At 56.2% G+C, this 14,417-nt stretch carries 13 protein-coding genes; 2 read left to right on the forward strand and 11 right to left on the reverse strand.

The window, feature by feature from the left end; genetic code table 11:
- Positions 1-6 precede the first annotated feature (6 nt).
- The 9 genes from nuoL to ndhC all read right to left on the reverse strand — a co-directional run bounded on the left by nuoL (position 7) and on the right by ndhC (position 8,870).
- Entirely contained in the window at positions 7-1,971 is a 1,965-nt protein-coding gene (gene nuoL / locus Q8N00_14830) for an NADH-quinone oxidoreductase subunit L (GenBank protein MDP2384067.1), read from the reverse strand.
- Position 1,972: 1 nt separating this feature from the next.
- Positions 1,973-2,275, reverse strand: coding sequence for an NADH-quinone oxidoreductase subunit NuoK (gene nuoK / locus Q8N00_14835; protein ID MDP2384068.1), 303 nt, complete (start codon positions 2,273-2,275; stop codon positions 1,973-1,975).
- Positions 2,276-2,287: 12 nt separating this feature from the next.
- Positions 2,288-2,812, reverse strand: coding sequence for an NADH-quinone oxidoreductase subunit J (locus Q8N00_14840; GenBank protein MDP2384069.1), 525 nt, complete (start codon positions 2,810-2,812; stop codon positions 2,288-2,290).
- A gap of 8 nt (positions 2,813-2,820) precedes the next feature.
- The gene (nuoI, locus tag Q8N00_14845; protein MDP2384070.1) at positions 2,821-3,408 is read right to left on the reverse strand and encodes an NADH-quinone oxidoreductase subunit NuoI; all 588 of its coding nucleotides are present in this window, start codon (positions 3,406-3,408) and stop codon (positions 2,821-2,823) included.
- A 20-nt stretch (positions 3,409-3,428) separates the two neighbouring features.
- Positions 3,429-6,125: a molybdopterin-dependent oxidoreductase gene (locus tag Q8N00_14850; GenBank protein ID MDP2384071.1), complete on the reverse strand. Its 2,697-nt coding sequence runs from the start codon at positions 6,123-6,125 to the stop codon at positions 3,429-3,431.
- A 73-nt stretch (positions 6,126-6,198) separates the two neighbouring features.
- A complete protein-coding gene (nuoD, locus tag Q8N00_14855) occupies positions 6,199-7,443 on the reverse strand; it encodes an NADH dehydrogenase (quinone) subunit D (GenBank protein ID MDP2384072.1) in 1,245 nt (414 codons plus the stop codon).
- Between the two features lie 8 nt (positions 7,444-7,451).
- Positions 7,452-7,955, reverse strand: coding sequence for an NADH-quinone oxidoreductase subunit C (locus tag Q8N00_14860; protein ID MDP2384073.1), 504 nt, complete (start codon positions 7,953-7,955; stop codon positions 7,452-7,454).
- 7 nt (positions 7,956-7,962) lie between these two features.
- The gene (locus Q8N00_14865; protein ID MDP2384074.1) at positions 7,963-8,496 is read right to left on the reverse strand and encodes an NADH-quinone oxidoreductase subunit B family protein; all 534 of its coding nucleotides are present in this window, start codon (positions 8,494-8,496) and stop codon (positions 7,963-7,965) included.
- Positions 8,487-8,870 carry an NADH-quinone oxidoreductase subunit A gene (gene ndhC, locus Q8N00_14870; GenBank protein ID MDP2384075.1) on the reverse strand — a complete coding sequence of 128 codons (384 nt, stop codon included), beginning with the start codon at positions 8,868-8,870 and terminating at the stop codon, positions 8,487-8,489. The genes Q8N00_14865 and ndhC overlap by 10 nt, the downstream gene beginning before the upstream one ends.
- Positions 8,871-9,475: 605 nt before the next feature.
- Here ndhC and Q8N00_14875 point away from each other — a divergent pair.
- Both Q8N00_14875 and priA read left to right on the forward strand, forming a co-directional pair.
- The gene (locus tag Q8N00_14875; protein ID MDP2384076.1) at positions 9,476-11,005 is read left to right on the forward strand and encodes an OmpA family protein; all 1,530 of its coding nucleotides are present in this window, start codon (positions 9,476-9,478) and stop codon (positions 11,003-11,005) included.
- Between the two features lie 132 nt (positions 11,006-11,137).
- Positions 11,138-13,453, forward strand: coding sequence for a primosomal protein N' (priA, locus tag Q8N00_14880; GenBank protein ID MDP2384077.1), 2,316 nt, complete (start codon positions 11,138-11,140; stop codon positions 13,451-13,453).
- Here the strand turns inward: priA and Q8N00_14885 are convergent.
- Together Q8N00_14885 and Q8N00_14890 are read right to left on the reverse strand one after the other, a co-directional pair.
- Positions 13,413-13,901, reverse strand: a complete 489-nt coding sequence (locus tag Q8N00_14885; protein ID MDP2384078.1) for a hypothetical protein — start codon at positions 13,899-13,901, stop codon at positions 13,413-13,415. The genes priA and Q8N00_14885 overlap by 41 nt on opposite strands.
- An 89-nt stretch (positions 13,902-13,990) precedes the next feature.
- Positions 13,991-14,362 carry a response regulator gene (locus Q8N00_14890; GenBank protein MDP2384079.1) on the reverse strand — a complete coding sequence of 124 codons (372 nt, stop codon included), beginning with the start codon at positions 14,360-14,362 and terminating at the stop codon, positions 13,991-13,993.
- Positions 14,363-14,417: the final 55 nt, after the last annotated feature.

Genomic DNA, 14,417 nt, shown 5'->3' on the forward strand with positions numbered 1-14,417 from the left:
TGTGCTTTATCGTTGCATGATGAGCTGAACAATCACCGCCAAGAGAAAGAGCCCTGCCACAATTATTGCCGCATAATGATGGACCATCCCACTCTGGAGTTGCCGCCATTGACGGGCAATGAGATGGTTACCATACCCGATGACATTGAGGCCGGCGTAGACCATGTATTTTTCCATCCAGGTCGATCCCGCCGCACCCAACTCTGCCATCTGCGCGACCCCTCGTACGAGGCCATCGATCACAGTCCGGTCGAACCAATCGAGCAACTGCCCCAGTTTCTTGATGGGCTCCACCCAGACGAGATCGTAGAATTCATCGACATAGTACTTGTTGAGCAAGGTCGTATAGACCACCTGAAATTTTGCCGCCAGGCGCTCCGGCGCCGAGAGATTCACGCTGTAAAAATAATGCGCGACACCCCAGCCCAACAACGCAATTCCTGTGGCAATCATCATGAGTGTGAGTACGAGTCCGGTACTGGCCTCATGCTCCCCTCCTATGCCTACGACCGGTGCCAAAAATTGATGGAGCCAGCCATGCTCAGGGGGGAAGCCCAGGAATCCGCCAAAAACGGATAACACCCCTAACGCCATGAGCGGACCAACCATCACTGTCGGGGACTCATGGACATGTTCCTCGGTATGGTGATCCATCCGCGACGTGCCATAAAAGGTCAGATAGGTCAGGCGGAACATGTAGAAGGAGGTCAACAATGCGCCGATGGCCGCCATGCCGTAGAGTAGATAATGTTCATGCGTAAAGGCATGGGCCAGGATTTCATCTTTACTCCAGAAACCTGCCAACGGCGGAATACCCGCGATCGCAACGGTACCGATCAGAAACAGTCGGTAGGTCCAGGGGATTTTCGTGCTGAGACCGCCCATCTTTCGAATGTCTTGTTCGCCCGAGAGCGCGTGGATCACCGACCCGGCGGAGAGGAACAAGAGGGCCTTGAAGAAGGCATGGGTCATAAGATGGAACACGGCCGCTGAGTAGGCGCCGATACCGCATCCGAGAAACATGTACCCGAGCTGGCTCACCGTCGAATAGGCCAAGACCCGCTTAATGTCCGTTTGCACGAGACCAATGGTGGCGGCGAAGAGTGCCGTGATGCCGCCAATAGTTCCGACCCAAAACATCGCTGTGGGCGACATGTCGAAAATGGCATGGTTCCGCACGATCATGTAGACCCCGGCCGTCACCATCGTCGCGGCATGGATAAGGGCGCTCACCGGCGTCGGTCCCTCCATCGCGTCCGGGAGCCAGGTGTAGAGGGGAAGCTGGGCTGATTTGCCGATGGCACCGACAAGCAGGCAGAGCGCAATTGCCGTGGCCATGTCCGGAGACAGTTGTCCGACCTGGGCAAAGACCTTCGTGTAGTCCAGCGTCTTGAAATTGATGAAGATCAGAAAGATCGCCAGCAGAAATCCGGCATCCCCGATGCGGTTCACCACGAACGCTTTCGAGGCGGCTTTGGCGGCGGAAACCTTGTCGTAGTAATAGCCGATCAAGAGATAGGAACAGAGTCCGACCCCCTCCCAGCCGATAAAGAGGACGACATAGTTGTTCCCCATGACAAGGAGCAACATGGAAACCATGAAGAGGTTCATATAGGCGAAGAATCTGGAGAATCCCGCTTCTCCATGCATGTAGCCGATGGAGTAGACGTGAATCAACAAACCAACGCCCGTAACCACCAGTAGCATGATGCAGGTGAGCGGATCGACCAGATAGGCCAGATTGATATTGAGGTCGCCGCCGAAGATCCATTGATAGGCGATGACTTCATGCGCGGTATCGGTCCGCAAGACGTCGATAAACACCCCGAGCGTGCAGAGAAATGACAACCCGACTGAGCCCCAGGCCAGCCGGTGTGCGATCTCGTGGGAGTATTTCCTGCCAGCGAGACCGTTCATGATAGCGGCCAGCAAAGGAAATACCGGAATGAGCTTTATGAGTAGATCGGTCACATTACCACTTCAAGAGATTCATCTCGTCCACGTTCGTGGAGATCTTTCCACGGAACACAACGATGATGATGGCGAGCCCGATTGCCGCTTCTCCGGCCGCAATGGCAATGACGAAAAGCGCCACCAGTTGACCCGCCATGGATTCCAAGTAATAGGAAAAAGCGACGAGGTTAATGTTCGCCGCGTTCAACATGATCTCGGCGGACATCAATACGATGATGAAGTTCCGTCTGATCAAGACGCCGAGCAGGCCGGTAATAAACAGCACGGCGCTGACGGCGACATATGCACTTAAAGGAACCATAGGCCGAGCCCCTTACCTTCCACGCTTGTCAACGATCGGCTTCGGTGTTTTTGCCAGCACGATCGCTCCGATGACCGCGCCCAACAGGAACACTCCGACGATTTCGAACTGCAAGAGATAGTCACTGAACATCTTGATTCCGACCGCGTAGGTATCGCCATCCTGAAGTACCGCCACGGTTGGGGCGTCGCCCTTTGCGCCTGCGTAGGGTGAGCGGAGCAGGAGACTCAGGACGTAGACCGATCCAAGAGCGGCTGGAGCGAGAAAATACCGGTACGAGGAATGAAGGTATCGATCGTCGGTTTTCAAATTCATCAACATCAGCACAAAGAGATACAAGACAAGGATCGCACCGGCGTAGACGATGACTTGTACGGCCCAGATGAACTCGGCGTTGAGCAGGATGAAGAGCCCGGAGACGTGAAGCAGCAGGGCCAGGAGAGCCAGGCCGCAATGCACTGGATGCTTGAGCGCGACCGTCATGACGCCCGCGACAATACTGACCAGTGCGAAGTAGGTGAAAAATACCAAAACCATCGATCGATTCAGCCCAGATGCTTAGGTGGTGATTGAGTCGGCTTCATCACCGATTGCGGGAAGTAATACCGATATTCCCGGCTTTCCTCAACGTTCTGTTCCTGATTATGCGCGTATAAGTATTTTTTTGCATCGTCGAGATGCCGTTCGCCTATTTCATACAGCCGCTTCTTGTCGAACAGCAGGGTCCGTTTATCGTGAGTCGAAAACTCGTACATCTTGGTCATGGCTAAGGCGTTGACGGGACAGGCCTCGACACAGTAGCCGCAAAAGACACATTTCGTAATATCGATGTAAAACTCGCTGGCGAATCGCTGCAGCGGACGCGCCTCATCTTCCGAACTGACGACCTTGATACAGCGGGATGGACAGGCGGCTTCACAGAGATCACAGCCGACACACCGTTCCTGATGATCGTCGTAACGCAACAGGGCCAGTGCCCCCCGATGTGTATCGGGAAGAACGCGTTGCTCCCGCGGGTACTGGAACGTGATGGGCTTGTGGAACATGTGCTTGAACGTCACCTTCATCGCGTCCCAAATTTCATAAAACAACGCGGCATGGAGAATGTTCTTGATCAGTACGGTGACACGCATCGATGTTTCCCTGCTTCCCCTTATGCTTTTTCGATCGTCACGCCGATACGCTTAAACGAAGGAACTCCGGTGGTCGGATCGACCTGGACCGACATCAGATCTTTGACCGGAGGCTCGTTGAAATGCTCCGGAAAGAAACAGGTCTGCGGGGCGACGGACTGATCCGGCTGCACCGCCACTTGCAGTGAACCACGATCCGACGTCAGGCGCACCGTACCCCCTTCATTCACCGCAAGCCGTTTCATGTCTTCCGGATTCATTCTGAGCCGGCCGGTATTCGGAGCGATCTTGATGAGCCCGGGAGCTTCCGTAGACATTTTCCCGGAATGATACAGGATCTGTCCCATCAACAGCCCATAGGGTCGCTGGGCCTTGGCGTCCGACGGAGCCGGGGCTCGATAACGCGCGGCCACTTCAACGGCATACCCGTTCGACAGATAGCGATCCACCGTCGGGACGAGCTTCCGAGGCTGTCCGAGGTTGTAGTACCCGGGCAACAACTTCATGATCTCGGCTTGAATGTCGTTCGACGATTCATATTCCCATTGACAGCCCAGCGCATTGGCCAATGCCGTCATGATGTGCCAGTCCGGCAAACTTTCCCCGACCGGATCCAGCGCCTCCCGAACGCGCAGAACACGGCCTTCCAGGTTGGTAAAGGTGCCGTCTTTTTCCGCAGAGGTACAAGCCGGCAACACCGCATGAGCCATGCGCGCAGTCTCGGTCAGGAAGGGATCCTGGACGACGAGTAACTCCAGCCGATCCAACGCCGCACGAACCTCCATCGATGCCGGCAACGTGGCGAGCGGGTTTTCTCCGATCAGATACAGCGCACGGATCTGGCCACTCTTGCAGCGATTGAGAATCTCGACGAGGTTCGCGCCGGATCCGGCTGCCGGGAGCGTGACGTCCCAGGCCTTCGCAAAACGGTCGCGAGCGACCTGATCGCTGAAGGAGGCTTGACCGGGAAGGAATTCAGGGGCGACGCCCATATCGACGGCACCCTGCTCGTTCGGCTCCTCCGTCACCGTATTCACGCCACAGCCAGGTTGGCCTAACCTACCGGTGACCCAGGCGAGATCCATCAGTTTCAAGACATTCTGATATCCGTCGGGCTGCCGGACGATGCCCTCGGCACAGAGAATGATGGAGCGTGGCGCTTCGGCGAAGATCGCCGCAGTGGTTTTCAAGGCTTCAACCGACATGCCCGTCCGCGCCGCCACCTGCTCCAATGACACGTGGGCCACCGCGGCCTTCAGGGCCTCAAACGCCTTCGGATGCTTCCCGGTCGTGTCCTCATCGATCAACCCCAGTTCCAGCGTGGCCTTCACGAGTCCGTCGATCACGAGCCCTTCCGTTCCGGGGCTGATGAGATAGGGATGAGATGCCAGCTTGGCCATATTCGTGACGGCGGAATCGATGACGACCACCTGCGCCTGATAAACACGAATCGCTTCCTTGATCCGTACGGCTGTGAGCGGGTTGGTCTCCGTAAGGTTCGAGCCGATGAGTAGGATGGCTTTGGCCTTCGTCAAATCTTCCCAGTCGTTCGGGCTCCGCCCTATCCCCAAGGCATGCCGGGAGGCATGCACGAAGTTGAGGTGGCCATAGCGCGCACTGCTGTCGAACTGGTTGGTCCGGAACCCGGTTCGCATGAGCTTCTGGAAGAGATACAGCTCCTCGTTGGTGCAACGGGCGGTAATCAAACCGGCAATCGCGTCGGGTCCATGCTTGAGACGGATTTCAGAGAACTGCTCCACCACCTGATGCATGGCTTCGAGCCAAGGAACTTCGACGAGCTGATTGCCTTTGCGAAGGAGCGGTTGCTTGAGGCGTGCGGCACTATCGATGTACTCGAACCCGAAGCGCCCGCGCACGCATAGGCCGCCGTGCCCCTTGGCCGTATCAGCCCGGTCACCCCATTTGTTCTTCCAGGATAGCGGCGAGGTCACACGAACGACTTCAGCATCCTTGGTCTCAAGGTGCATCTGACAACCGTCCCCACAGTAGTTACAGGTCGTGGTGGTTTTCTTCATCTGCCACGGCTTGTACAAATACTTGGAAAACTTATTCGTAATGGCACCGACCGGACAGACGGCGAGGCAGTCTCCGCAGAACTCGCAGGAGAGCGCGAGGTCTCCCTTCGGCACGACTTGATTGAAGCCGCCCTTCTTCATGAACTGCAACGCATCGATCATCAAGACGTCCTTACAGACGTTGATACATTCTGCACAGGCGATGCAGCGGTTCATATTGAAGTCGAGCACCGGGCTGCGGGTATCTTCCGGAATAAATTTCTGTTTGGCGTTGGCCAAGTTCGTGACCCCGTGCTGGAAGGCCATATCTTGCAGTTCGCAATGGCCGTCGGCATCACAGACCGGACAGTCGAGAGGATGAACCGAGAGGTGTTTCTCCACCGCTTTCTTCCTGGCCTGGAAGAGATCGTCGCCCTCGGTTCTGATCACCATGCCGGCGGCGGCTTTGGCGGTGCAGGAACGGACCGGCGCTTTCTTGCCTTCCTGCATGACCAAACACATGCCGCAGGAGCCGAAGGGATCGAAGGTATAGTGGTAACACATGGCCGGAATGATCTTGCCCGTGCTCGAGATCACGTCGTAGAGCGAGACTCCGTCCTTCGCAGTCACGGTCTTCCCGTCGATCGACAGCTCGATCGCGACGGCCTCTACCTCTGGATTGGTTGCTGGCTTCAAGCCCATAAACGTTCCCCAGTACTAAGGCCTGAGCGCTGAGCTCTCAGATGGCTCTCTGCCTGTTTACGCTCAGTGCGTCTCATCGGTCGCACTCACCCATCACAATATCATAGCTCCCGAAGAGGGTGATCGCATCGGCGATCATATAACCTCTGGACATATAATCGAATGCGCCCATGTGAATAAACGACGGGGCGCGAATCTTCAAGCGGTAGGGTTTTCCGCCGCCCGTGCTGACGATATAGAATCCCAACTCGCCCTTATGCGCTTCGGTGCCGCAGTAAATCTCTCCCACAGGGGCGTCGAAACCCTGCGAGAAGAGCTTGAATTGCTGGATCATAGATTCCAGGTTCGTGAAGACTCGCTGTTTCGGCGGCAACGTGACGCTGGGCACATCGGCCATAATGGGACCGTCCTGCATTTGCTCCAGACATTGCCGAATGATCTTCACACTTTCATAGAGTTCTTGGACACGAATCCAGTATCGATCGTAGGTGTCGCCGTTCTTACCGAGCGGCACACTGAACTCACACTTCGGGTACGCCGAATAGGGCTCGGCCTTACGAAGGTCGTAGTCGACGCCCGAGGCGCGGAGCGTCGGCCCGCTGAGGCCGAAGCTGACGGCATCTTCCGCCGAAATAACCGCCACACCTTTCGTCCGCGCGACCCAAATCCGATTCGTCTCCAGGAAAATCACGTACTCATCGATTTTTGGCGGAAAATAATCCAGGAACTGCTTCAGCTTATCGAGCAGCGAGGCGGTCAAATCCCGCTCGACACCGCCGATGCGGTACCAGCTGGTCGTCAGCCGCGCGCCACAGAGTTCGTCGAACCAATCCAGCAGAATTTCCCGATCCCGAAAACAATAGAAAAAGACGGTCATCGCCCCGATGTCGAGCGCCTGCGTACCGAGCCAGAACTGATGACCGATGATACGCTGAACCTCCGCCACGATCGTGCGCAGATATTCTGCGCGATCCGGCACGGTGATGTTCATGAGTTTTTCGACCGCGCGGCAGTAGGCGAAATTGTTGTACATCGCGCAGACGTAATCGAGCCGGTCGGTGTGGGGAATAAATTGGTGATAGGTGCCGTCTTCCGCGAGTTTTTCCACTCCGCGATGCAGAAATCCCAACACCGGAGTCGACTTCACGAGGCGTTCGCCCTCCAACTCAAGGATCACTTTCAGCACTCCATGGGTCGCGGGGTGCTGGGGACCCATGTTGAGCAGGAGTTCCTCCGTGCGCAAGGTCGGGAGGGTCTCGCTCTCCGGATGGGCCGGATCGACCTTATAAACGGTTGTGCGTTGATCTTCAAAGGCCATCGTCTGTCCTACCGGGCCGTTTCATCCAAGAACTCAAACGTGTCACGCCAGCCCTTGCCACGAAGCGGAAAATCTTTTCGTAGCGGATACCCTTCGGTGTAATCGTCGGGCATGAGGATCCGGCGGAGATCCGGGTGATGCCGGAAGCGAATGCCCATCATGTCATAGACTTCACGCTCCATGAAGTCTGCACCTTTCCAGAGATCCGTCAGAGAATCCACAATGCAATCCGATTCAGGCACTCGAGTTTTGAGCCGGATGCGCTGACGTTTTTTAATCGAGTAGAACTCGTACACGACCTCAAATCGCTCTTCGTCATCAGGCCAATCGACTGAACTCACGTGCACGATGTAATCGAAGTCCATGGCCGGATCGTCGTGAAGATATTGTGCGACCTCATGAAGGCGGTCCCGCGTCACGGTCACCGCGAGATCGCCGCGCCACTCCACGACTTTCACCAGGCCGATCGGGAAGGTATCCTGGATTTGGCTGGCCAATTGCTGCAATGACATGGGGGACCTAAATCTTAATTTTAAAGCCGGGCTTAACCTGGTCCGGCTGCGTCAGAAACACACGTTTGAGCATGATCCGTTCTTGCAACTTGAGAATGCCGTCAAACAGCGCCTCAGGGGTTGGAGGACAACCCGGCACATAGATATCCACCGGCACAAAGCGATCGACGCCCTGAACGACGCTATAACTGTCGTAAATATTTCCTGACGTGGCGCAGGATCCCATCGCAATGACATATTTCGGTTCTGGCATCTGGTCGTAAATTTTCCGGATCACCGGCGCCATCCGGCGACAGACGGTGCCAGCGACAATCATGAGATCCGACTGCCGTGGTGAGGCCCGGAAGACGCCGGCCCCATAACGATCCATATCGTAGCGTGACGACACCGCCGCGATCATTTCGATCGCGCAGCAGGCCAGACCGAACGTCATAGGCCAGAGCGAACCTTTGCGAGCCCAATTCACCGCTTTTTCGACCGTTGTGGTCACGATGTCTGGGGTGCCGTCCTTATCGTGACGACCGATTTGAATTAGTCCCATTCCAGGGCTCCCTTACGCCAGGCATAGACATAGGCCACCAAGAACAACCCGATGAAGACCAGCATTTCAATCAACCCGATCAACCCTATTTTGGTGAAGACCACCGCCCATGGGTAGAGAAAGATGACTTCAATATCGAAAATCACAAAGAGCATCGCGAAGATGTAGTACCGAACGGGAAACGGCATCCGAGCATCGGAAAACGGCTCCGATCCGCACTCATAGGTAGAGAGCTTCTCAGATTCTGGATACTTCGGTTGGACGAGATAACTGAGGATCAGCGTCACCACGCCAAACGCCAGCGCCACGAAAGTGAACAGCAGAATCGGGAAGTATCGGGTCAGGTACTCAAGAAGCAACTCAAAACCGCTCATAGGGCTGACCTTTCAACACCTTGAGATACAAAAGAGAGCGGGATCTTAGACCCTGGATTGCAGTGATAGCAAGCGTCCAAAGGACCTACGGTTTCGTCCCGAAAGTCCTAGGCTCTATTATGTGGATACTTATTCTGTTGCTGACTCAATAATGAACCAAGGGGAACGGCTGGATAGGCTATGACCAACCAACGACTCCACCAAACTCACGAGCTTTTGTCAGGCTGAAGTTGCTGATCTATGAGGAATTCTTCGCTTTATTGGGCGGGGTAGGTGCCATGTGATCAGATGGCATACGTAAGTGCGATGGTGGCACCTGATCGACGTAATCCCATTCTGGCTCCAGAGCCGAGAAAGCCTTGGCTTTCTTGCGTCGATGAATCTGGGTTTCGATAGGGGAACGACCGTGAGGTCGGGCTTTGTGGGCAGGCGGCAGTTCAGGCGCCATCGAATATTCCCCCTGTATGAAAGCTCTACTGACAGATCACCTTAACATCGAGTGAATTGGCGGGTCAACGAGGGCAAGACCTCAATATTCTTGACAATACAGGACTATTTGCTATGGTTCTGACAGCACTACTTGCCTTACACGAAGGACAACCACCATGACTCACTATTCAACAAAATGTGCCGTGTCTCTCATGGTTTTGACCCTGGCCACGCCACTCCCTCCTTTGGCCTGGGCAACTGACGATTTGAGTTCAGTCCAATTCGGAGAGCAGGCCTTAGCCTATTCTTCTGGATCCATTCAGCGATCGACCCCCCAAGATGGATTCGTGAACGTGATCACCGGCGACAATCAGACCACCGGAGACCACATGATCTTGGGTAGCCGGGATGTCCTCTACCTCCGGCTAAAAAATCCAGGAGATGTCGTACCTGGGGATCTTTTCACAATCTATCGACGAGTATACAAAGTCTTCCATCCCATCACTGGGCAATACTTGGGCTATTTGGTCAATCGGCTTGCCGTGGTTCAGGTGAGCCAGATTGATAAGACACTGACCACCGTCAAGGTCCTTCGCGCCTACGCTGCTGTGTCGCCTGGCGACCCCGTGATGAAGTTTGTGCTTCCGACCGAGGAGGGAGCGACCACTGATCAGCCTTCCGACGGTGATGTGGAGGGACGAATTGTAGAGTTCCAGTCCAACATGGGCCTCATGAACATGGTGGCGCAAAGAAATGTCGTCTATCTGGATCGAGGACGGGAAGACGGGGTCAGAGCCGGGGATCGCATGGACATCGTGCGGTCAGGAGGAAACCTTCCTCCACGGGTCGTGGGTGAATTAAAAATCCTCTCCATGGAGGACCGAACCTCCACGGCGTTGATCACGAAGTCGATTGCTCGTGTTCTCAAGGGCGATCGTTTCCGCGTGAAAGTTCGCGCGCCTGAAATCATGCCAATCTCTCGATCGTCCCAACAGTCTCTGGGTATTTCCCCCGTTGTCGCTCCTTCTCCAAGCAGGTTTCAAGTCCAGAATGCTGCCAAAGAAACCAGAATCAGCCTTGGCGATCTCATGAAGCAACTTCGGTTTGAATCGGGCGAAGCCACGATCAAGGCCGAAGGTTACCAGGTACTCGATGAGCTGATTGCGTATCTTAAAACCACTGCTGGCGATCGGCAGATTCGCATCGAGGGCCATGCGGATAACCGGGAAATCGGCCCCTCGCTCAAGTCGCTGTACCGGACGAATTGGGACCTGTCGAAAGCTCGGGCCGGAATCGTCCTTCGTTACTTGACCGAAAAGGGTGCCATCGATTCGGCGAAACTGTCGTCGGTTGGCTATGGGGATACCAAGCCCTTGGCCAGCAATGCCACAGAGCCGGGCAGGCAGAGAAACCGCCGTGTGGACATCGTGCTCTATTCACCTGATTCAGTGAAGGACCCGTCTGCAGCATCGACGAAGCCCGTCGAAACTGGTGAGAACGGCTACAATATGTCCCGCCTCAGTTCAGCGGAGGACGGGACTCCGATCTCTCCAATGGATTCTGCGATTCCAGCGGCTTCAACAGATCCGTCTCTGGCAACCCCCTCATCTGTCCCTACAGATCCTGCAATGGAAACCATTCCAGCATCGACTGACCAGGGCAAGCCAGATCAGACCCCTGCTGCTCCGGCCACGCCATTACAATAGGCTCCCAGAAGGATGGGGGAGGGTTGACGTTGAATCGTCAACCCTCCCCTGCATCCCCTTCCACATCCACACCGTGCCGTCTCTCTCGTTGTTCCCACTTTTCCACTGCTGCTACAATGCCGCATGATTTCGATGCAGGTGCCCCTTCCACCCATAAAGCCTGAGGCCCTTTTCGCAGATGTTATTGTGCCTCGGCATCTGGCAGGTCCGTTCACCTACCGCGTGCCATTATCACTCCGTCCCTCTTTGCGCGTGGGGCACCTCGTACTTGTACCCTTCGGACGATCGATGCTCCAAGGAGCGGTGATCGCCCTCTTCCCTGTTCTGCCCTATAGTCTCGACCCGGCACGCCTCAAGGACATTCACTCATTGCTCCCGGCGGGAGCCGCAGCAGATGTGTCCTCGAACCTGTTTGAACTCTCGCGGAAGATAGCCGAACAATATGTCGCGCCATGGGGACAATGCCTCAGGCTGGTGCTGCCACCAGCACCCAAACCCCAAGCGCAGATCAGCTACTACGAACTGACAGAGCGAGGGAGGGCTGCTCATGCGGCCCGCGAACCCTGTTCGGCAAAAGCGCGGGCATTACTCACGAAGTTGGGGAAACAATCGATCGCACTGCGTCGGCCATCCCGCAGTCCTGTCACAGCTGATCTCTTAGAAGATTTCACGGCTCGCGGATGGGTGGTGGAGAGTCAAGACTTGCCAGCTGCTACGGCGTCACCTCCCTCTCAGCTTTCCCTTCAGGCCGGACAAACCTCTTTCACCATCACCAGCCCACTGTTCCCTGATCCGGCCACAGCTTGGGCCGCACCGTTGTTCCAAGCGCTGAACCGCCAAGAAACTTCTCGGGTTCTGGTCCAGGCTCCCTGGGCCGATCGATTAAGCTTACTGCAGCAATCCATTCGTCTCGTGCTCGACCGTGGGCAAACGGCCCTCATCCTCGTAGGCGAAGCAGAACGGGCCCAATGGATTGCACGCTTGATTCGTGATGACGGGAATGGCATCTCCCCGGTCTGTGTCCATGGCGGTCTTTCAGGCCAAACCAAAGCTGCGCTGTGGGATCAGATTCAGCGGAAGGTCGCTCGAGTCATCGTGGGAACCCGTTCAGCCATCTTTCTCCCAATGACCACCATCGGAGCGATCTGGGTCGAGGAAGAAGAGGATGCGGCATTTAAAGAGGAACAGGAGCCACATTACCATGCACGGGACGTGGCCTGGCTGAGAGCACAGACTGAGCAGACCTTGCTGGTCCTGAGCTCTTCCCATCCCAGCCTTGAGACCAGAGCAGCAGTAGAACAACGCGGCGGCGTAATTTGCAAATTTCTACCACCGGATGCAAGACCGAACATACGGATCGTTGATTTACGCGATCACGGCTACGGCACAGTGCTGAGCCAGCCGCTCATTCGAGCGATCGAGCAGACGATCGGTCGCAAAGCCGGCGTCCTGCTGTTTCTGAACCGGAAGGGTTATGCCGGTGCGCTCGTCTGTCGTGACTGCGGCCAGGTCCCCCGCTGTCCTGCCTGTCGTGTCGCGCTGATGTATTCCCGGCAGGCGGGCCGACTGCACTGCTCCTACTGCGGAACCGTGGCACCCATCCCCGAGACCTGCGGCACCTGCTCCGGCCCTCGCATGCAGTCGATCGGAGAGGGGACGGAACGGGTGGAAGAGGATGCGAAGCGACTGTTTCCCCGGTCAACCGTGCTTCGGCTCGATGGAGATACCATGAAAAGGCCGGCACAAGCCGAGGCCCTCTGGCGGAGGGTCGAACAGGGAGAATGGAATATTATCGTCGGAACACAATTGCTGCTAAGGCATAGACCTCTCACAACCATGGGCCTCGTGGGGATTGTACAGGCAGATGCCGGCCTCAATGTACCGGATTTTCGATCCGCCGAACGGACCTATCACACGCTCCTCGACGCGGTCAGCCTCGCCGCCTCAGCAGAGGCCGGTGGCCAAGTTTTCATACAAACCTCTCTCGCCTCTCATCATGCGATTCAGGCTGTGGTCCAGAACGACGAATCCGTTTTTGTCTCGGAAGAGCTCTCCCAGCGGATGGCCTTGGGATATCCACCGGCGGTCTATCTCATTGCCCTCCTCGTATCTGGGACCGACGAGAACATGGTGCGTAACGCGGCCACAACATGGGTGGCCCGACTTATCGCCTGCGCGTCGCCCTCCGTGGTTGGACAAAGCGCCACGGCCAAAACCCATTCAACGGCTCAACCGATTGGCCGTCCAGACCGTCTCACAGTGCTGGGGCCGGTTCCATCTGCGGTGGCGAAACTCCGGGGACGGTATCGATGGCAGATACTTGTGAAGTCGCTGGAACGGGACGTGGGACTCGACGCGGTACGGACCACGGTGAAGGAACTGGAGCGGACGTATCAGCGCCGGGGGATCAAGTTCGACGTCGACGTCGATCCGATCGAGATGCGCTAGGTGCGATCTTGTTCTGCTGAGGCGGCTCAACGTGTGACACAACTGAATCGCTCATGGGTACGTCGGGTGATGGGGCGACGAGGGGTTGACCGATTCGCTTGAACAGCCCGTAGGAAAAGGTGATCCAAAATATTGCCGAAAAGAGGCCTGTCAGCACAGCCGAGAGGATCGTTCCCATCTGATCGTCGGTCGGCTCTGCCGTGATCGACCGGACCTGCACCATCGTGACGATGGGCCAGGCCAGACTCTCCAGCCCAATCAACAGAGTCGCCCAGGCCCAGACCAGTGCAATGGTCCGCCCCCGCCAGAGGAGAAAGCCTGCAACCGCCCCTACGACGAGCGCAATGCCCCAGAGCGAAAACGAGTCCCACGCCAGCCAGGCACCCGCCGCCACGACAAGACTGCCCAGCAAGGCATTGAATTGAGGGCTCCACCATGTCGTGACCATATTCTTTGCTGTCCTCCGTGGATGATGCGAGAGGCAGTGTGAATTCTGACGACGTGGTTGTCAATGCAGGCGAGTTGAGAAGACGGAGGCTATGGCTGCAACTCGGCTTGGATCGTCTCGACGAGGGTTTTCATCTCAAAGGGCTTCTGAAGGGTACGGTGGGCGCCGAGCATTTTGGCAACGTCGAGAAAGTTGAGAATACCAATCATGTCGCTCCCGCCGGTGATCGCAATGACTTTCACCTTTGGAAATTCACGCCGCAACGTGGCGGTGGTCTCCAGACCATCCTGATCGGGCATCAAAATATCCATCACGACCACGTCGGCGGGGGCCAGCCGATATTGCTGGAGCGCTTCCTTCCCGTCACGCGCTTCCGTGACGTGATAACCGGCCTGCTCCAATGTTTCGCGGATTAATAGACGGATTTGGTCTTCGTCATCGACGACAAGAATAGATGGCATCACATTCCTCGACTTCGGTGAATGACTCTAACCGCGGTTCACCTTACGCAGTATC

Source organism: Nitrospirota bacterium (assembly GCA_030684575.1).
Classification (GTDB): Bacteria; Nitrospirota; Nitrospiria; order Nitrospirales; family Nitrospiraceae; genus Palsa-1315.

Bases quoted from the DNA above. Each gene is read 5' to 3' on its own strand.
- nuoK (MDP2384068.1), bottom strand. From the start codon at position 2,275: ATGGTTCCTTTAAGTGCATATGTCGCCGTCAGCGCCGTGCTGTTTATT.
- Q8N00_14840 (MDP2384069.1), bottom strand. From the start codon at position 2,812: ATGGTTTTGGTATTTTTCACCTACTTCGCACTGGTCAGTATTGTCGCG.
- nuoI (MDP2384070.1), bottom strand. From the start codon at position 3,408: ATGCGTGTCACCGTACTGATCAAGAACATTCTCCATGCCGCGTTGTTT.
- Q8N00_14850 (MDP2384071.1), bottom strand. From the start codon at position 6,125: ATGGGCTTGAAGCCAGCAACCAATCCAGAGGTAGAGGCCGTCGCGATC.
- nuoD (MDP2384072.1), bottom strand. From the start codon at position 7,443: ATGGCCTTTGAAGATCAACGCACAACCGTTTATAAGGTCGATCCGGCC.
- Q8N00_14860 (MDP2384073.1), bottom strand. From the start codon at position 7,955: ATGTCATTGCAGCAATTGGCCAGCCAAATCCAGGATACCTTCCCGATC.
- Q8N00_14865 (MDP2384074.1), bottom strand. From the start codon at position 8,496: ATGGGACTAATTCAAATCGGTCGTCACGATAAGGACGGCACCCCAGAC.
- ndhC (MDP2384075.1), bottom strand. From the start codon at position 8,870: ATGAGCGGTTTTGAGTTGCTTCTTGAGTACCTGACCCGATACTTCCCG.
- Q8N00_14875 (MDP2384076.1), top strand. From the start codon at position 9,476: ATGACTCACTATTCAACAAAATGTGCCGTGTCTCTCATGGTTTTGACC.
- priA (MDP2384077.1), top strand. From the start codon at position 11,138: ATGCAGGTGCCCCTTCCACCCATAAAGCCTGAGGCCCTTTTCGCAGAT.
- Q8N00_14885 (MDP2384078.1), bottom strand. From the start codon at position 13,901: ATGGTCACGACATGGTGGAGCCCTCAATTCAATGCCTTGCTGGGCAGT.
- Q8N00_14890 (MDP2384079.1), bottom strand. From the start codon at position 14,362: ATGCCATCTATTCTTGTCGTCGATGACGAAGACCAAATCCGTCTATTA.